We start from the raw sequence: 17,551 nt of genomic DNA on the forward strand, positions 1-17,551 counted from the left end.
ATTCCAGTCTGAACACCCGGGTAGCCGCGCATCTGCGGGGCGAATCGCCGCCATGTCATGGCAGATGCGGCGAGCCCGCGCTGCGGCGGCGATGCGCGCTAGCGGGGGGCACCCCACTGGCCGGGCCCGCCGGGGATCGGCGTCCCGTCCTGGTACGGCTCGCGCGTGAAGATGAAGGTGTTCAGGTCGAGGAACCCGTCGCCCACCCTGAGCACCTCACCCGCGTAGTAGCCGTCCAGGCCGAGCCAGGTGCCGTCCTGCTGGGCCACGAAGCGCGAGGCCCGGCCCGGGCCGTTCACCGGCGTCAGCGACAGCCCGCGCTCGGGCAGCAGCCTCAGCAGGTACGGCGTGGGACCCCAGTGCCACAGCCCTGTCAGCGCCAGCAGGCCGGGGTCGGCGGCGACCGGCTTCCACGGCTCGGGCAGGCGCGGCTCGTGCTCGTCGAGGATGGCCAGCAGCTCGGTCGCCAGCGTACGGCTCACGCCCGAGGTGGTGTTGGCCATGAACAGCACGCCGACCTGGTCGGCCGGATCGCTCCACACGGTGGCCAGGAAGCCGGGCATCGACCCGGTGTGGCCCGCCAGGCGCCGCCCGCCGGACCTGGCCAGCTGCAGGCCCAGGCCGTACCCCGAGGTCCACGCGTCACCGTCGTCCACGGTGGCGGGTTCGCGCATCTCGGCAAGCGTCCCCGGCGCCAGCACGCCCGGCGTGGAGCCGGCCAGGAACGCCGCCCACCTGGCCAGGTCGGCGGGCGTCGACCACAGCTGTCCCGCCGGGGCCATCGCGGCCGCGTCGTGCTCCGGCTCGGGCAGCAGCACGTCGGCGAAGGGGTGCACGGCGTAGCCCGTGGCGTGCGGAGCCCGGGGGCGCGCGGTGGTGTCGTTCATCCCCAGCGGCTCCAGGACCTCCCTGCGGACCGCCTCCAGCCACGTCATGCCGCGATGGCGCGCCACCACCTCGCCCAGCAGGCCGAACCCGAGGTTGGAGTAGTGGAAGCGGCGGCCCGGCCGGTGCCGCGAGCCCTCCGGGCCGAGCCGGGCGGCCAGCTCGTCGAACGGCAGGCCGGGCGTGCGCTCCCACCACTCCGTCGGCGGCTCGGCCGTCAGCCCGCCGGTGTGCGAGAGCAGCTGGGCGATCGTGACGTGCTCGAACGGCGTGCCCTCCACGTGCTTGCCGAGCGGGTCGAGCAGGTCGACCAGGCCCTCGTCGCGCAACCTCATCACGACGGCGCCGACCATGGACTTGGTGATCGAGCCGATCCGGTACTGCGTGTCGGGGGTGGGCGCACCGTCCCCTACCTGGCCCCTGGCCCCGAACCAGGCCGGCCGGCCGTCCCGCACGATCACTGCCGCCAGCGACGGCACCCTCGACTCCGCCTGCTCCACGGCAAGCCTGCGCAGCAGCGCCCTGGCCGCCGTCTGACCCACTTCACTCATGAGCGGAAGATTACCGAGGGTCAACCCCCGCTCTGCCCACGTCAGGATGATCAGCCGGCACCGCTCCAGAAGGTCGTCCTGACGGAAAGCTGTCAGCGCGATCGCCGCGACGCATGCGCCGTTCTACGATCCTTGCGGATTCGGCGCTCGGGGGGCTCAGCGCACGCGCAGCAGGCGCCGGTCTGGAACGCGCGCAGGTCACGCCGTAGGTTCCGAGGAAGAGGTGTTCGCACATGGCCGCCCAGTCCTGGACGCACCCCGACACCGTTAAGACATCGCTGCTCAACGGTCGTCACCACCGGGCCGCCCTCGGCCTGTTCCTGGTCGTCGTGGTGGCGCACTGGGCCGAGCACCTGGCCCAGGCGGTCCAGATCTACGTCCTGGACTGGCCGATCCCCGAAGCCCGTGGCGTCCTCGGCGTGCCGTTCCCCTGGCTGGTCAAGTCGGAGTGGATGCACTACGGCTACGCGCTGCTGATGCTCGCCGGCTTCCTCCTGCTGCGCAAGGGCTTCACCGGGCGCGCCCGCACCTGGTGGAACATCGCGCTGGCCATCCAGACCTGGCACCACCTGGAACACTTCCTCCTGCTCATGCAGGCGGTGACCGGCAACAACCTGCTGGGCAGGCCGGTGCCCACCAGCATCATCCAGCTGCTGGTCCCCCGGGTGGAGCTGCATCTGTTCTACAACGCCGTCGTCTTCGCGCCCATGGTGGTGGCGATGCTCCTGCACCGGCGCCCCCGCGAGTCCGAGCGTGCCGGGATGCGGTGCGGCTGCGCGCTCGCCTACGGGCGATGACGATGGCGGGCGGACGGCCCGGCAAGCGGTCTCCGGCCTTCGCCGTGGCGATGACCCTCGTCGCTGCTTTCCTGCTGTACCTCGCCACCCCGAACATCGGTCATGTCATCCGGGCGGCACGGGCCGACGGTCTTCCTGGCACGTTCACCGCGCAACGCCTCTACTGCGTCCAGCATCCCGGACACGAGAGCTGCAGCTGGATCGGGACCTTCCGCTCCGACGACGGCACCGTGCGCCGGGCCGAGGTGGCGATGTACGACAGCGACCGGGAGTCACACCGTGCCGGCACGGAGACCAGGGCCATCGACGTCGGGCGGCCCAACCGGGTCTACGGGCCGGGCGGCTCGGGGGAGTGGATGTTCACGGCGCTGCTGCTGCTGGGCGGCCTGGCGATCCTGGCCCATCTGTACGTCCGGCCTCTGGTGCGACGCCTGTCCCCGCGGGCCGTCCACCGCTGATCACAGTCGGCCGCCGCTGCTCTACCCTGGCCAGAAGAGCTCGGGAGAGAGGTAGGCGTGACGGCTGGATCAGGCGGTCCCCCCGCGACGACGCTGGAAGCGGTGCTCGAACGGATCACCTTCGCCAGCGAGGAGACCGGCTACACCATCGCCCGCGTCGCCACCGAGCGGTCGGGCGCCGAGTTGCTGACCGTGGTGGGGCCGTTGCTGGGCGCGCAGGTCGGCGAGTCGCTCCGGCTGACCGGCAGGTGGACCTCCCACCCGCGCTACGGCAAGCAGTTCGAGGTGTGGTCCTACACCACCGTGCTGCCCGCCACGATCCAGGGCATCCAGCGCTACCTGGGATCAGGCCTGATCAAGGGCATCGGTCCCAAGATGGCCGAGCGCATCGTCGGCCACTTCGGCACCGACACCCTCGACATCATCGAGACCGCTCCCGAGCGCCTGGTCGAGGTGCCGGGGCTGGGGCCCAAGCGGACCAAGCTGATCGCGATCGCCTGGGAGGAACAGAAGATCATCAAGGAGGTCATGATCTTCCTCCAGGGCGTCGGCGTCTCCACCTCGATCGCGGTCCGCATCTTCAAGCAGTACGGCGAGGCGTCGATCTCGGTCGTCCGGAGCCAGCCGTACAAGCTGGCCGACGACGTCTGGGGCATCGGCTTCAAGACCGCCGACACCATCGCCCAGGCCGTCGGGATCCCGCACGACAGCCCCGAACGCGTCAAGGCCGGGCTGCGCTACACGCTGTCCCAGGCCGCCGACGACGGCCACTGCTACCTGCCCGCGCCCAACCTGGTCGCCGACGCCGTCAAGATCCTCGACGTGCCGGCCGAGCTGGTCAGGACGTGCCTGGACGAGCTGATCGCCGAGGAGGGCGTGGTCCGCGAGGACATCCCGGCGGGCGAGAACCTCGTTCCGGCCGTCTACCTCGTCCCCTTCCACCGCGCGGAGCTGTCGCTCGCCGGCAGCCTGCTCGGCCTGCTGCGCACCGGCCGCGACAGGCTGAAGGCCTTCGCCGACGTCGACTGGGTCAGGGCCGAGGACTGGCTGCGCGGCCAGAGCGGGGCCGAGCTGGCCGCCGAGCAACGCCAGGCCGTCCGGCTGGCTCTCACCGAGAAGGTCGCGGTGCTGACCGGCGGGCCCGGCTGCGGCAAGTCGTTCACCGTCCGGTCGATCGTGCAGCTGGCCCGTGCGAAGCGGGCCAAGGTCATCCTGGCCGCCCCGACGGGCCGGGCGGCCAAGCGTCTGGCCGAGCTGACCGGTCACGAGGCCACCACCGTGCACCGGCTGCTCCAGCTGCGGCCGGGCGGCGAGGCGACCTTCGACCGCGACAACCCCCTGGACGCCGACCTGGTCGTGGTCGACGAGGCGTCGATGCTCGACCTGCTGCTGGCCAACAAGCTCGTCAAGGCGATCGCCCCCGGCGCGCACCTGCTGCTGGTCGGCGACGTCGACCAGCTACCGTCGGTCGGCGCGGGCGAGGTGCTCAAGGACCTGCTGGCCGCCGACGACATCCCCCGGGTACGGCTGACGCAGATCTTCCGCCAGGCGCAGGAGTCGGGCGTCGTGGTCAACGCCCACCGGGTCAACACCGGCCGCCATCCCGTGCTGGAGGGCATGAAGGACTTCTTCCTCTTCCCGTGCGAGGAGCCCGAGGAGATCGCCTCGCTCACCGTCGACGTCGTCGCGCGCCGGATCGCCCGCAAGTTCGGCCTCAACCCGCGCCGCGACGTGCAGGTGCTGGCGCCCATGCACCGGGGCGCGGCGGGGGCGGGCGCGCTCAACGCCGCCCTGCAGGAGGCGCTGACCCCCTCGCGCGAGGGCATGCCGGAGCGCCGGTACGGCGGGCGCGTGTTCAGGGTCGGCGACAAGGTCACCCAGTTGCGCAACAACTATGACAAGGGCGCGGCGGGTGTGTTCAACGGCACGGTCGGCGTGGTCACCGACATCAGGCTGGACGATCAAAAGCTGACAGTCCTGACTGATGAGGAGGAAAGCGTCGACTATTCCTTCGACGAGCTCGACGAGCTGGCCCACGCCTACGCCGTCTCGATCCACCGGTCGCAGGGCAGCGAGTACCCGGCCGTGGTGATCCCGCTGGCCACCAGCGCGTGGATGATGTTGCAGCGCAACCTGCTCTACACCGCCATCACCAGGGCGAAGAAGCTGGTGGTCATCGTCGGGTCGCGGCGGGCGCTGGCGCAGGCCGTCAGGACCAAGGGTGCGGGAAGGAGGCACACGGGACTGACGCACAGGCTGTCAAGCGGCTGACAGCACAATGTGTCCGAATTTGAATGAACTCTCCCATAAGATGCAGCATCCAATGGATATGGCCATTAAGGTTTTTGGGTGCACTTTGCTGGTATGGGGGAGAGGGTTGTGTTGAGCGTTGCGCCAGCGTGGCGGAAGCCTGCCGCCGGGGTCGCGGTCATTGTGGCGGCGGCTCTGACCGCGTCGTGCTCGAACGGCTCGGCGGTCACCGGAGGGACCACCGCGGACGGCGGATCCGCGACCACGTCGGCGACGCCCGCGCCGCAGATCAAGATCAGCCCGGCCGAGGGCAGCGCCAAGGTGAAGCCCAACAAGAAGGTCGTGGTGACGGCCTCGGGTGGCGCCCTCGACGAGGTTGTCGTCGAGGGCGGCGGCAAGCGGGTGGAAGGCTCCTTCAACGCCGACAAGACCAAATGGGTCTCCAAGGAGCCGCTGCGGCCCACCAGCGCCTACAGCGTCTCCGCCAAGGCCGGGACGACCACCGCCGCGGCCAGCTTCAAGACCCTCAAGCCCGCGGTGGTCCTCGACGTCGCCGACCTGACGCCGAACCAGAAGGGTGAGAAGGTCGGCGTGGGGGCGCCGATCATCCTCACCTTCAACAACCCGGTGTCCGACAAGGCCGCCGTCGAGGGGGCGCTTGAGGTTGAGGCCGAGAAGCCGGTCGAGGGCGCGTGGCGGTGGATCAACGACACGACCGTCATCTACCGCACCGCCAAGTACTGGCCCGCGCACCAGACGGTGAAGGTGACCGCCCGCCTGAACGGCGTGCAGGGCGGCAAGGACATGTACGGGCTCGAGGACTACACCACCTCGATCAAGATCGGCGCCCAGCAGATCAGCAAGATCAACGCCAAGACGCACATGATGTACGTCTACCGGGACGGCAAGAGGGTGCAGACCATGCGGATCAGCGCCGGCATGGCCACCACCCGGGAGTACACCACCACGTCCGGCATCCACATGACGATGGAGAGGGGCAACCCGGTCCGGATGATCTCGCCGGGCCGCAAGAAGGGCGACCCCGGCTACTACGACGTGATGATCAACCACGCGGTGCGGATCTCCAACTCGGGCGAGTACGTCCACGCCAAGGACAACGTCTGGGCCCAGGGCAGGCGCAACGTCAGCCACGGCTGCATCAACGCCCGGCCCGACCAGGCCAAGTGGTTCTTCGACAACGCGCAGCGCGGCGACATCGTCGACATCAAGGGCACCAACCGGGCGCTGGAGTGGAACAACGGCTGGGGCTTCTGGCAGCTGTCGTTCAAGGAGTGGAAGAAGGGCAGCGCCCTGTAGCGTCGCCGGTGGCGAGGCGGTCCGCGCCTCGCCACCGACCGGTTGCGGCGCGCACCCGGTCGAACCGGACACTCCGTCCTGCGCCACAGGCCATTCTCGAGCCGCAGTCCCGCGATGATGTGAGGCATACGTGCGCATCGGCCCATACCGCATCCTCCGTCAGCTGGGACAGGGCGGGCAGGGCACGGTCTACCTGGGGCAGGACGAGCACGGCGGGCTCGCCGCCGTCAAGGTCATGACCGGCGGGATCGACCGTGCCTTCGCCCGCGAGGTCGCCGCGGCCCGCCAGGTCGCCGAGTTCTGCACGGCCCGCGTGCTGCGTGTCGACCTCGACCACCAGCCGCCCTACGTGGCCAGCGAGTACATCGACGGCCCCGCCCTCGCCGCCGTCGCGCCCGTGCGCGGCGCCGCGCTGACCAGGCTGGCCATCGGCACCGCCACCGCGCTGGCCGCCATCCACCGGGCGGGCGTCGTCCACCGCGACTTCAAGCCGGGCAACGTGCTCATCGGCCCCGACGGGCCCAGAGTGATCGACTTCGGCATCGCCAGGCTGGTCGACGTCACCGCGACCAGGGAGGGCGCGTCCGGCACGCCGCCGTACATGGCGCCCGAGCAGTTCCGCGGCCTGCCGGTGGGGCCGGCGTCCGACGTGTTCGCCTGGGGCGCGACGATGGTCCACGCCGCCAACGGGTGGCCGCCGTTCGGCAACGACACCTTCGCGGCGACCGCCTACCGCATCCTGCACAACGAGCCGGCCCTGGGCGAGCTGCGGGAACCGTTGCGCGGGATCGTCGCCAGGTGCCTGGCCAAGGATCCGGCGCTCCGGCCGTCGGCGCGTGACCTGCTGCTGGAGCTTCTCGGGGAGCGGGCGCCCGCGCAGGAGGACGCCGCCCTGCGCCACGGCGCCGAGGCGGCGCACGGCGGCGCCGTACCGACGGCCGGCGGCGTTGCAGGGGTGCCGGGCGGGGGCGGGGCGGTGCCCGGCGGCGCCGTACCGACCGATGGCGTCGGGCGCGAGCGCCCGACGGCAGAGCGTGGATCCGGTTTGGCGTCACGGCGGGCTCTCCTGGCGGGTGGGGTGGCGGCCGTGGTGGCCGCGGCGACCACCGGCGTGGTCCTGTGGCGCGGCTTCGGCACGCCGGGGGACGACATGGCCGACCAGCCGACCCCCACCGGCTCCTCGACGGCCCCGCCGACCTCCCGGGACCTCCCGCTCGCCCTGGAGAGCGCGGTCAACGTGACGCCCATGGCCGACTTCACCTTCGAGGGGTTCCTGCCCCAGGGCACCTGGGCCACCAAGGCGCGGGGGAAGCTGTCCTACGATCACGACGCGGTGTCGTCGGTCGACACCCGCATGGACATGACGGTGACGGCGGAGAATCTCGAGCTGACCCAACGCGTGGTCCTCACCGAAACCGAGTACATCGACGGAAAGGAGATGCCCGACCCGTCCCGAGCGCCGATCCTGCTGTACGCCCGGTGCCCTCACACCATGGGAGCGGTGGGCGTGATCGCCGATCTGGCCAGGACGACCGAGAACGTGAGCGCCTCGGGCCGCCGTTACGCCGGCGCGCTGGTCACCAGGAAGGCTCCGGCGCCGCTCGCGCGGCAGATCAGGGCGCTCCACGGCGACGAACGCACCGAGCGGGAAACCGCCGACACCAGCCTGTCGTGGGTGCTGGTGCTGGACGGGCGGAACAGGCCGAAGACGTTCGAGCTCTCGTGGCATTTCCCGCTCGACGAGACGACCAAGCTCACCGCCAGGTTCACCACCACCTACCGCGACTGGCGCGAGGGCGAGGTTCGAGCGCCCGGCTCGTAGGAGCGCCACCTGCCCCACTACCATGCGAGACCTACTAGTAGGTGTTACCTTCCTCTCATGGCGGACGTGACGTCCAGGCGGACACAGTGGCTGCGCGGGGTGCTCGACCTCGCCGTGCTGGCGCTGCTCGCCGAGACCGGCGAGGACTACGGCTACGCCCTGCTCCAGCGCCTGGACCGGGCCGGGATGCCCGACATGAAGGCCGGCACGCTCTACCCGCTGCTCAACCGGTTGACCACCGACGGCCTGCTGCAGGCCGAGTGGCGGGCCGGAGAGGGCGGGCCGGGACGGAAGTTCTTCAGGCTGACCGACGAAGGCCGGGCGGTACTCGCGACGCAGGGGCCCGAATGGGCGGCATTCGCGAAGACCGCGATCAGCGTGATCGAGCGAGGAGTCAAGGGATGACCGCTCTCGACAGGAAGTACCGCGAGGAGCTGACGCTGGCGCTGCGCCTGCGCGACATCTCGGGGGTCCGGGTCGGCGAGGTGCTGGCGGAGGTCGAGGCGCACGTCGCGGAGACGGGCGAGGACCCCACGACTGCGTTCGGCACCCCCAAGGAGTACGCGGCGACGATCGCCGAACAGCTCGACACGCGGTCGGGTAAGCCCTCGACCCTCCACCAGGCGATCGGGGGGCTGGCCACGGGTGCGCTGGGTTACGTCGGCCTGACCCTGCTCTGGAGGGCGTTACGGGCCGACGGGCCCGCGGCGTCCTTCACCACGGCGGACACCGTCGGGGGGATCGCCTTCATCGCCCTGATGACGGCCGGGACCTCCCTCTCCTTCCGCGCGGCCACCGCGCTCGCCAACGGCAAGCTGTACGGCGTGCTGGGCGGCTGCGCCCTGGTGGCCTCGCTCGCCTCCTTCCCTCTGTCGGAGGTCCTGCTCGACGACCAGACCTCGCTCGTCGAGGTCTCACGCTGGGTGGCGGTGGGCCTCGGGGTGGCGGCGGTCGCCGGTTCCCTGCTTCTCGTGGTCGGCGCCATCAGGCACGGCCGCGTGGTCGACCCCCGCTGAACGCACGCCGGTCCGGGCTCTCGGACCGGCGTGGCCCGCCGTGTGGGGCCGTTGATCGGCACGCGCCGCCGACGGACCGACCTTATTCGTCACCCCAGCGGCACGTGGCGCGGGCCGCGGATGCCGTCACGGTGGAGGTGTCGTGGACGCGATGGGGCTGGTTGGCCAGGATGAGGGTCAGGCGTCCCGGCCCGGGGACCGGCCAACTGCCCAGGGTGACCCAGGTGCCGCGATGGGCTTTCTGGTCAACGGTGACCGGTCCGCCCAGGTGCGGGGCGGTGGTGTCGTCGTCGTCGAGGTAGTAGTAGGCGGTGCCGGCCGACCGGCGGTCGTCGGCGATGAAGGCCTCGACGGTGCACCTGGCGTGCGGCCGGGTGTCGAAGTACCAGTTCACCAGCTGCGTGGCATGGCCCAGCTCGGACGTCACCTGCAGGAACAGCGCCGTGCCTGTGCAGCCGTCCTGCCTCCAGCCGCCGCCGGTCGGTCGCCAGCCGGGGTCGGCGTAGGACCATTCCGCCTGGCAGCCGAGGCCGTGCACCGCGCTCCAGGTGTTCGTGGCGGCAGGCGTGGCACGGCTTGGCGAGGAGCCCGTGACAGGGGCGCTCACCTGGGAGGGCACGGCCTCAGGCAGGGCGGGCGACACCTTTGTCACGACGGGCCCGGGGCCGGCGGCCGTCTGCGTGCCGCCCAGCGCCGACATCCCCGCCGCGAAGAGGACGGCGGTCGCCGCCACGACCGCCGTCGTGATCACCCATCGCAGGGACTTCTTGCGCGTCAGGAGCCCGCGGCCGGCGCCGGGGTCCGTAGGGCCCACGACCGGGCCCTCGGCTGCGGCGCCCGGCTCGTCGGTGCCGGCGCCTTCGCCGGCCGCCTGCTCGACAGGGTTGTGCCGCGCCGCCGATGCGGTTCTGCCGGCGGCGATGACCTGTGCACGGCGATCCACCCACGGCTGAGGATCGTCGACACCGAGAGCGTGAACCAGCGCTCGCAGCACGCCCTCCGACGGCAGACGATGCCCCTGCAGCGCCTGGCCGATGACCGACTTCGAGTAGGGCGCCTGGGCGCGCCGGGTCCGGTCCGCAAGCTCCCGTACCGACGGTGACCCCTGCTGCCGATGCAGCGCCCGTAACTCTCCGATGAAGACGTCCACCGGGTCCTCGCCGGACCCCGGCCGGTGTCCTCGTCCATCCTCGGCTACCGGGTCGTCACGATCTGACACTCGCCTCTGTCCTCGCTTCCTCGCTGGTCATCCGCTGTCCGGGCCCGGCGGGTGCCTGGTCGTCGCCCGCGTGCGGCGTCCACCGACGGTGGACACGGCAGCAAGTGATCTCACACCCTCGCGGCACACCGTCTCGTCCCTGACAGGAGTTCTCGGGAGATCTTTTCAGCGGATCACGGTCCTGGCCATCGCCGCCGCTCGGGGCGCCCAGAACGGCCGCTCGTGGTCGGGTCGCGTGGCCCGGAAGGCCGGGACAGTGGGTTACCTTCAGGCCGACTGAAGGTTCATGGTAGGTTTCAGCCTGCCTGAAGGATGACCTGAGGAGGACCTGTGGAAAGTCTGCTGCTGTCGGTGCATGTGCTCGCCGCCATCGTGTTCGTCGGCGGTTCGGCCGTCGCGACGAGCCTGTTTCCCCGCTACGCGCCCGTCGCCGCCGGCCTACCGGCCGGCGCGGGCGCAGCCGACCCCTCGCCGCCACCCGACCAGGGCGACAGGAACCGGGCGGTGGCCGTCGCCCTGCACCGCATCACCCGGGGTTACAGCATTCTCGGGCTTGTCGTGCCCGCCGCCGGGATCATCCTGGCCAGTGGCCAGGGCCGTATGGGCGAGATCTGGATCACCATCTCCATGGTTCTCACCGCCATCGCCGGCGGCCTGCTGGCCACGCAGATCTACCCGCGCCAGCGTGACGCGCTCAGCCGTCCCGACGACGGCAGGCGGTTGCGCCGGCTGTCGATGTTCACCGGGATCTACAACCTGGCATGGGCGACCGTCGTGGTCCTCATGATCGTCCGACCCGGCTCGGGCACGGGAGCGTGATGTCCGTGCGCGCCCTGCGGATCGCGGCCGGTCTCGAGACCGCCTCCCTGGTGATCCTCATCGTCAACCTGCTCACCGTGCACGCCAAGACGATCACGACGTTCGTCGGCCCGGTGCACGGCATGTGCTACGTCGCCGTCATCGGAGCCGCGTCGCTGGTCCCGCGGGCCTCCTCCGGCGCCCGCCGGCTTGCCTGCGTCCCGGCGGTCGGCGGCCTGCTCGCCCTGCGCCGCCTCCACTCCGACGTACGACACCCCGCCCCCGGCGCCCAGGAAGGCTGACCCGATGGACACGTACGGCGACCTGCCCTTTCCCCGAACCGAGCCGGCGTTGAAGGCGATGCGCTTCGCCAGGGACATCGAAGAGCCGGCGATCTTCAACCACAGCATGCGCACCTACCTCTACGGGCGCTTCCTCGGCGAACAGCAGGGTCTGCGACCCGGCCATGACTACGACGACGAACTGCTGTTTTTGGGATGCGTCCTGCACGACGTGGGGCTCAGCGACGAGGGCAACGGAGACCAGCGTTTCGACGTCGACGGCGCCGACGTGGCCGCGCGCTTCCTCACCGAGCAGGGAGTCGCGCCGGACAAGGTCGAGATCGTCTGGGACGCGGTAGCCCTCCACCTGTTCTTCGACGTCGCCCACCGCAAGCGGCCCGAGATCGCGCTCGTGACGGCCGGCGCCGGATACGACCTCACCCCCGCGGCGGCGCACCCCCTCCCCGCGGGCTACGCCGATCGCATCCATGCCGTGCTGCCCCGCCTGCACGCCGCGGCCGCGCTGCGCGACGCGATCGTCGGCCAGGCGCTCGACAAGCCGCACAAGGCTCCGCCGTTCAGCATGATGGGTGAGCTCGTCCGCCAGAAGACGCGGATGAGCTGGCCCACCTGGGACCAGCTCATGTCCCAGAGCCCCGGCTGGAACGACTTCGACGGCCTCGGCGGCGACTGACGCCCCTGGCCCATCGCTTCCTCGCCCCCACCGGCGGGCTGCACCGCCGGCCGCACGCCGCCGCCCCCGCCGCCCCCTCCCTCACCCCGCTCGTCTCCGTCTTCCTCGGGCTCCTGCACGACGTGGGCGCTGACATCACCGTCGGCTGGGCGGCCGGGGCCGACGCGCAGGACTGACCTCCGCACCTTCGGCCGGCGACACGGACGCTGAAGGACACCGACTCTGCCGGCGCCGGGGCGTCACGGCCCTCACGAAGCCGAGCGGGCGGCCGCGGCGGGCGGGATGTTGTGCGAGCGCCCGAGGATGTTGTCCGGGTCCCAGGCCCGCTTCACCTCGGCCAGCCGCGCGTGGTCGGCGGGAGTGTAGGCGGCCGCGGTCCGGTCCGGGTCGGTGAGGAAGTTCAGGAACGACCCGCCGGTGACGTGCGGGCCCAGCCAGCCGGTCACCTCGCGCATCCGCTCGTCCACCTCGGCGGCGTCGCGGGAGCCGTCCAGGACGGCCGTCGTGATCACCGAGAACGGCACGTCGCGGTGACCGACCGGGCCGGCCCCCTCGGCGGGCCGCGCCATGGCCCCGCCCCAGTGGCGCAGCTCGATCGCGCTCACCGGCTGCTCCGCGCCCTTGACGATCGCCTCGATCGCGTCGTCCGGCACCTCGCGCAGCAGGTCGAGGTGCTGGCGCACGGCCATCGGCGGGGGAGGGGGCCCGCCGAACGCGGTCGCCGCCTCCGCGAAGCTCATCGCCGCGAACCCGCCGGCCAGCGCCGGGCCCGCCGCGTCGACCAGCGGGGCCAGGCAGCGCTCGGCCGCCTCGGCACCGCCCGCGTAGAAGGCCCGTACGGCCAGCGCCCACCCGCCCGTGTCCGGCATCCGCATGAGGATGATCGAGGTGTTCGACTCGTCGGGCTCGTCCGGCGCCCACTCCCGGTAGCGGGCCAGCGTGTCGGCCGCCCGCTCGGCGGGGAACAGGGTCATGCCCGCGTAGACGTCGGTGACCGGGTGCAGCGCGAACTCCAGCGACGTCACGACCGCGACGTTGCCGCCGCCGCCGCGCAGCGCCCAGAACAGGTCGGGATGCTCCTCGGCGCTGACCGTGAGGCGCCTGCCGCCGGCCGTCACGACCTCGGCGCCCAGCAGGTTGTCGGCGGCGTAGCCGTACCGGCGCGACAGCCAGCCGGTGCCGCCGCCCAGCGTGTAGCCGGCCACGCCGATCGCGGGCGTGCCGGACACGGGCGCCAGCCCGTACGGCGCGGCGGCGGCGATGACGTCGGACCACACCGCTCCGGCGCCGGCGCGCGCGGTGCGCCGTTCGGGATCGACCCGCACCTCGGCCATGCGAGAGGTCTTCAGCACGATGCCGCCGTCGGCCGGCACGAGGGTGCCGTGCCCGGTCGACTGCACGGCGAAGGGCACGCCGTGCTCGCGGGCGACGGCGATCGCGGCCCGGATGTCGCCCGGGCCCTCGGCTTCCACGACGGCGGCGGGCCGGGGGTCGATGGTCCGGTTCCACGCCTGCCGTTCGGTGTCGTAGCGCTCGTGGCCGGGGGTGAGGACAGCGCCTTTGACGAGGGCGCGCAGTGTGTCTTCCATGTTGTGATCGTCGCGGTGCCGGCCGCCTCCGGTCGTCGTACGAGGGAAGACTCCTTCGGCTACGACCCAGGAAGTACGGCCGTACGGCCCACGGCGGCCGGCAAAATCGGTTGTCCGCCAGGGCGGCCGTCTGTTGTACTCCCGGGCAGCGAGTCGTCGAGAAAGGGAGCGCAGCGATGCGGAGAGCGTTCATGTCCACCCAGCCGCGAACCTTCCCCGACCCCAAGGACATGACGCTTCGTGCACGCCTTGACCCCACCGACGGCGGCCTATGTAGCCGCCGGTAGACCGTCATCGGGCGGTGACACCGCCCGATGACGACACCCATCACCGGCGTCCTGCGCGAGCTGCGGCCCGGACGCCGTTCCGCCGTGGCGCTCGCCGCCGCCATCAGCGCCGCCACGCTCCTGCCGCTGTCGGCGCCCCAGCTCACCCGCCGCTTCGTCGACGACGCCGTCGCCGGAGCCGGCACCCGCCACCTGGTCCTGCTCGCCCTGGCCTTCCTCGCGGTCGCCGTGGCCGCGCAGGCCGCGCGCGTGGTCACCGCCTGGCTCGCCGGCCGGCTCGCCTGGGACGGCACGAACCGGCTCAGGGAGCGGCTGGCCCAGCACGCCCTAGGCCTCGACATGGCCTTCCACGGCCGGCACACGCCCGGCGAGATGATCGAGCGGGTGGACGGCGACGTCGTGGCCGTCGCCCGATTCGTCGTCGCGTTCCTGATGGACGTCGTGGCGAGCCTGCTGCTGCTCGGCGGCGTGCTGGTCGTCGTGTTCGCCGTCGATCCCCTCATCGGCGGCGCGCTGCTGGCCTACTGCCTGCTCGCCGGCTTCGGGATGGCCCGCGCGCAGCGGCTGGCCGTACCGACGGCCGCCCGGTCGCGGGCGGCGAGCGCCATGCTCTTCGGCCACCTCGAGGAACGGCTGGCCGGCGCGGAGGACATCCGCGCCAACGGCGCGGGCGAGCACACCGTCTACCGCTTCCACCAGGTCGCCTCCTCCTGGTACCGGGAGGAGTTGCGGGCCTCGCGGATCGGCAGCGTCCTGCTGGCTTCGACCGGCGTGGCGTTCGCGGCCGGCACCGCGATCATCCTCGCCCTCGCCGCGTGGGCGCAGCAGGCGGGCACGCTCACCGTCGGCACCGCCGTCCTGCTGTTCCAGTACACGCTGATGGTCCGCGCGCCCTTCGAGCGGCTGATCGAGCAGCTGCGGCAGTACCAGTCGGCGCTGGCCGGGTTCGCCAGGGTCGGCGACCTGCTGGCGCGGCGGCGCGCGCTGCCCGACCCCGTGAACCCGCGTCCGCTGCCTGCCGCGGGACCGCTCGGCCTGGAGCTCGACGGCGTGGGGTTCGCCTACGGCGACGACGAGCAGGTGCTGTCGGGCATCACCCTGACGCTGGCGCCGGGCGAGACGCTCGGCCTGGTCGGCCGGACCGGCAGCGGCAAGACGACCATCGCCAGGCTCCTGCTGCGCCTGTACGACCCGACCGAGGGCGCGGTCCTGGTCGGCGGGCTGGACCTGCGCGCGGCCGATCCCGCCTCGGTGCGGCGGCGGGTGTGCGCGGTCACGCAGGACGTGCAGCTGTTCGCCGCCGGCGTCCGCGACAACCTGACGCTGTTCCGGCCGCACGCGGACGATGACCGGCTGCGGGCCGTCCTGGACGAGGTGGGTCTCGGCCCGTGGCTGGCCGGGCTGCCCGACGGGCTCGACACCGAGCTGCGCGGTGTCTCGGCCGGTGAGGCGCAGCTGCTCGCCTTCGCGCGGGCGTTCCTCGCCGACCCGGGACTCGTCGTCCTCGACGAGGCCTCGAGCAGGCTCGATCCGGCCACCGAGCGGCGCGTCGAGCGGAGCATCGACCGGCTGCTGGCCGGCCGGACGGGGGTGCTCATCGCGCACCGGCTGTCGTCGCTGTCGCGGGTCGACAAGATCGCGGTCGTCGCCGAGGGCAGGATCGTCGAGTACGGCCGGCGCGCCGACCTCGCCGCCGACCCCGGCAGCCGGTTCGGGCGGCTGCTGGATATTGCGGGGGTGCGCCGATGAGGGCCGCCCTGCTGGTCGCCGTCCGGCTGACCGGTTTCGACCTGCGCCGCTACCTGATCGGCGCGCTGCTGTGGCTGCCGGTCAGCGTCATCCCGCTGGCCGGCGGGCTGCTGCTACGGGCGCTGTTCGACCACATCAGCGGGCAGCGCGCCGCGCTGGAGGTGTCGCTGTGGCTGTGCGCGGCGTTCGTGGGGGTCGAGCTGGTTCGCGGCGCCGTCCTGGTCGTCGCCTTCACCTACGGGGTCTACTGGTGGGACGCCGCCGCGACGCTGCTGCGCGCCAACGTGCTGCGGTCGGTCATGACCGCGCGCGGGCCCGCGGCGGCCAGGCTGCCGCACGCGCCGGGTGAGTCGGTGGGCCGGCTGCGCGACGACGTGAGTGACCTCGTCGAGCTCGCCGACGAGTCGGTGCCGCTCGCGGGAGCGCTCCTCTTCGGCGGCGCCGCGGTCGCGATCATGGTGTCGATCGACCCCCTGATCACCCTCGTGCTGGTCCTGCCGATGATCGGGATCGGGGTGCTGAGCCGGCTGATGAACGAAGTCGTCAGGCGGCTGCACCAGCGTGCCCGCACGCTCGGCGCGGCCGTGACCGCCTACGTCGGCGAGATGTTCGGCGCCGTCCTGGCGATCAAGACCGCGGGGGCCGAGGAGGCGGCGCTGGAGCGCCTGCGCCTGCACAACAGCAGGCGGCGCGCGGCCGCGGTCAAGGACGGCATGGCCACCGACCTGCTCGGCGCCGCGACGGCCGCGAGCGTCGAGGTCAGCATCGGCCTGGTCCTGCTGCTGTCGGCGGCGGCGATGCGCCGTGGCGAGTTCACGGTGGGCGACCTGGCGCTGTTCACCAGCTACGTCGGCTGGCTGGCGGCCCTGCCGCGCACCGTCGGCGGGATCCTCTACCGGCTGCCACAGGCCGCGGTCGCCACCGAGCGGCTCACCGGGCTGATGGCCGGCCACGAGGACGCCGCGGACCTGTCGAGGAGCAGCGGCGTGTGGTTCCACCGTGAGCCGCCGCCCGCCGGCCCGGCGCCCTATCACGCGGACCCGCTGGAGGTGGTCGAGATCCGCGGGCTGAGCGTGCGCCACGCCGGCGGCGGCCACGGCGTGCGGGAGGTCGACCTGACGGTCAGGCGGGGGTCGTTCACGGTCGTCACCGGCGCCGTCGGGTCGGGCAAGACGACGCTGGTGCGTGCCCTGCTCGGCCTGGTGCCGCTCACCGGTGGCACCATCGCCTGGAACGGCGTGCGCGTCGAGGACCCCGGCACGTTCATGGTGCCGCCCAGGGCGGCCTACGTGAGCCAGGTCCCGCGGCTGTTCTCCGCCTCGCTGTGGGAGAACCTGCTGCTCGGCCGGCCCGACGACCATCTGGCCGGCGCGCTGAGGCTGGCCGCCTTCGACGAGGACCTGGCCGGGATGCCGGACGGCGCGGCCACGGTGGTCGGGCCGCGCGGGGTGCGGCTGTCCGGCGGTCAGGTGCAGCGGGCGACGGCGGCCCGCGCGCTGGTGCGGGCCCCGGAGTTGCTGGTCGTCGACGATCTGTCGTCCGCGCTGGACGTCGAGACCGAGATGCTGCTGTGGGACCGGATCGCCGCGGCCGGAGACGGCGGCGGCCCCGCGACGCTCGTGGTGGTGTCGCACCGGAAGGCGGCGCTGGAGCGGGCCGATCAGATCATCGTCCTCGACCGCGGGCGCGTCGCCGGCCGCGGCCGACTGTCCGAGCTGCTGGACGGCTGCGCGGAAATGCGGCGGCTGTGGAGCGAGGAACTTTTCTCCGAGGCCGAAGAGGATCCGCATTATCCCTCTGGCCGGAGAAGCCGCTGACAGGGAAAAGTCGATATCAAT

General features: G+C 72.2%; 15 protein-coding genes. 12 read left to right on the forward strand and 3 right to left on the reverse strand.

The features are described from left to right. Positions 1 to 98: 98 nt before the first annotated feature. Positions 99 to 1,436 (reverse strand): serine hydrolase domain-containing protein, encoded by a 1,338-nt coding sequence (locus ACWDLG_RS21030; protein ID WP_449922213.1) that lies wholly within the window; start codon positions 1,434 to 1,436, stop codon positions 99 to 101. Positions 1,437 to 1,669: 233 nt separating this feature from the next. Here ACWDLG_RS21030 and ACWDLG_RS21035 point away from each other — a divergent pair, with 233 nt between their 5' ends. The 7 genes from ACWDLG_RS21035 to ACWDLG_RS21065 all read left to right on the forward strand — a co-directional run bounded on the left by ACWDLG_RS21035 (position 1,670) and on the right by ACWDLG_RS21065 (position 9,096). Beyond that, entirely contained in the window at positions 1,670 to 2,233 is a 564-nt protein-coding gene (locus tag ACWDLG_RS21035) for a hypothetical protein (protein ID WP_449922215.1), read from the forward strand. Beyond that, complete coding sequence (locus ACWDLG_RS21040; RefSeq protein ID WP_449922217.1) at positions 2,230 to 2,691, forward strand: hypothetical protein; 462 nt, start codon at positions 2,230 to 2,232, stop codon at positions 2,689 to 2,691. The genes ACWDLG_RS21035 and ACWDLG_RS21040 overlap by 4 nt, the downstream gene beginning before the upstream one ends. Before the next feature lie 57 nt (positions 2,692 to 2,748). Then, positions 2,749 to 4,962, forward strand: a complete 2,214-nt coding sequence (recD2, locus tag ACWDLG_RS21045; RefSeq protein ID WP_449922219.1) for an SF1B family DNA helicase RecD2 — start codon at positions 2,749 to 2,751, stop codon at positions 4,960 to 4,962. A gap of 111 nt (positions 4,963 to 5,073) precedes the next feature. Beyond that, the gene (locus ACWDLG_RS21050) at positions 5,074 to 6,258 is read left to right on the forward strand and encodes an Ig-like domain-containing protein (RefSeq protein ID WP_449922221.1); all 1,185 of its coding nucleotides are present in this window, start codon (positions 5,074 to 5,076) and stop codon (positions 6,256 to 6,258) included. Between the two features lie 130 nt (positions 6,259 to 6,388). Next, on the forward strand, positions 6,389 to 8,080 hold the full coding sequence (locus ACWDLG_RS21055; RefSeq protein WP_449922222.1) for a protein kinase domain-containing protein: 1,692 nt from the start codon (positions 6,389 to 6,391) through the stop codon (positions 8,078 to 8,080). Between the two features lie 57 nt (positions 8,081 to 8,137). After that, positions 8,138 to 8,485 (forward strand): PadR family transcriptional regulator, encoded by a 348-nt coding sequence (locus ACWDLG_RS21060; RefSeq protein ID WP_449922224.1) that lies wholly within the window; start codon positions 8,138 to 8,140, stop codon positions 8,483 to 8,485. Further along, the gene (locus ACWDLG_RS21065) at positions 8,482 to 9,096 is read left to right on the forward strand and encodes an HAAS signaling domain-containing protein (protein ID WP_449922226.1); all 615 of its coding nucleotides are present in this window, start codon (positions 8,482 to 8,484) and stop codon (positions 9,094 to 9,096) included. Before ACWDLG_RS21060 ends, ACWDLG_RS21065 begins: the two co-directional genes overlap by 4 nt. An 82-nt stretch (positions 9,097 to 9,178) precedes the next feature. On the opposite strand, the gene ACWDLG_RS21070 is transcribed toward ACWDLG_RS21065, so the two are convergent. Continuing rightward, positions 9,179 to 10,246, reverse strand: coding sequence for a hypothetical protein (locus ACWDLG_RS21070; protein WP_449922228.1), 1,068 nt, complete (start codon positions 10,244 to 10,246; stop codon positions 9,179 to 9,181). Between the two features lie 399 nt (positions 10,247 to 10,645). Here ACWDLG_RS21070 and ACWDLG_RS21075 point away from each other — a divergent pair, with 399 nt between their 5' ends. The 3 genes from ACWDLG_RS21075 to ACWDLG_RS21085 are packed head-to-tail and all read left to right on the forward strand — an operon-like array spanning position 10,646 to position 12,088. Further along, positions 10,646 to 11,134 carry a hypothetical protein gene (locus ACWDLG_RS21075; protein WP_449922230.1) on the forward strand — a complete coding sequence of 163 codons (489 nt, stop codon included), beginning with the start codon at positions 10,646 to 10,648 and terminating at the stop codon, positions 11,132 to 11,134. Then, positions 11,134 to 11,415, forward strand: a complete 282-nt coding sequence (locus ACWDLG_RS21080; protein ID WP_449922231.1) for a hypothetical protein — start codon at positions 11,134 to 11,136, stop codon at positions 11,413 to 11,415. The genes ACWDLG_RS21075 and ACWDLG_RS21080 overlap by 1 nt, the downstream gene beginning before the upstream one ends. A 4-nt stretch (positions 11,416 to 11,419) precedes the next feature. Continuing rightward, on the forward strand, positions 11,420 to 12,088 hold the full coding sequence (locus ACWDLG_RS21085) for an HD domain-containing protein (RefSeq protein ID WP_449922233.1): 669 nt from the start codon (positions 11,420 to 11,422) through the stop codon (positions 12,086 to 12,088). Between the two features lie 248 nt (positions 12,089 to 12,336). On the opposite strand, the gene ACWDLG_RS21090 is transcribed toward ACWDLG_RS21085, so the two are convergent. After that, positions 12,337 to 13,677, reverse strand: a complete 1,341-nt coding sequence (locus ACWDLG_RS21090; protein WP_449922234.1) for an FAD-binding oxidoreductase — start codon at positions 13,675 to 13,677, stop codon at positions 12,337 to 12,339. A gap of 314 nt (positions 13,678 to 13,991) precedes the next feature. Here ACWDLG_RS21090 and ACWDLG_RS21095 point away from each other — a divergent pair, with 314 nt between their 5' ends. Continuing rightward, positions 13,992 to 15,713: an ABC transporter ATP-binding protein gene (locus ACWDLG_RS21095; protein ID WP_449922236.1), complete on the forward strand. Its 1,722-nt coding sequence runs from the start codon at positions 13,992 to 13,994 to the stop codon at positions 15,711 to 15,713. After that, positions 15,710 to 17,530 (forward strand): ABC transporter ATP-binding protein, encoded by a 1,821-nt coding sequence (locus ACWDLG_RS21100; RefSeq protein ID WP_449922238.1) that lies wholly within the window; start codon positions 15,710 to 15,712, stop codon positions 17,528 to 17,530. The genes ACWDLG_RS21095 and ACWDLG_RS21100 overlap by 4 nt, the downstream gene beginning before the upstream one ends. Positions 17,531 to 17,551 lie beyond the last annotated feature (21 nt).

It is taken from the genome of Nonomuraea sp. NPDC003727 (genome assembly GCF_053586935.1).

Excerpts from the sequence above, each read along its gene's own strand:
- ACWDLG_RS21030 (WP_449922213.1), bottom strand. The coding sequence starts at position 1,436 with ATGAGTGAAGTGGGTCAGACGGCGGCCAGGGCGCTGCTGCGCAGGCTT.
- ACWDLG_RS21035 (WP_449922215.1), top strand. The coding sequence starts at position 1,670 with ATGGCCGCCCAGTCCTGGACGCACCCCGACACCGTTAAGACATCGCTG.
- ACWDLG_RS21040 (WP_449922217.1), top strand. The coding sequence starts at position 2,230 with ATGACGATGGCGGGCGGACGGCCCGGCAAGCGGTCTCCGGCCTTCGCC.
- ACWDLG_RS21060 (WP_449922224.1), top strand. The coding sequence starts at position 8,138 with ATGGCGGACGTGACGTCCAGGCGGACACAGTGGCTGCGCGGGGTGCTC.
- ACWDLG_RS21065 (WP_449922226.1), top strand. The coding sequence starts at position 8,482 with ATGACCGCTCTCGACAGGAAGTACCGCGAGGAGCTGACGCTGGCGCTG.
- ACWDLG_RS21080 (WP_449922231.1), top strand. The coding sequence starts at position 11,134 with ATGTCCGTGCGCGCCCTGCGGATCGCGGCCGGTCTCGAGACCGCCTCC.
- ACWDLG_RS21085 (WP_449922233.1), top strand. The coding sequence starts at position 11,420 with ATGGACACGTACGGCGACCTGCCCTTTCCCCGAACCGAGCCGGCGTTG.
- ACWDLG_RS21090 (WP_449922234.1), bottom strand. The coding sequence starts at position 13,677 with ATGGAAGACACACTGCGCGCCCTCGTCAAAGGCGCTGTCCTCACCCCC.
- ACWDLG_RS21095 (WP_449922236.1), top strand. The coding sequence starts at position 13,992 with ATGACGACACCCATCACCGGCGTCCTGCGCGAGCTGCGGCCCGGACGC.
- ACWDLG_RS21100 (WP_449922238.1), top strand. The coding sequence starts at position 15,710 with ATGAGGGCCGCCCTGCTGGTCGCCGTCCGGCTGACCGGTTTCGACCTG.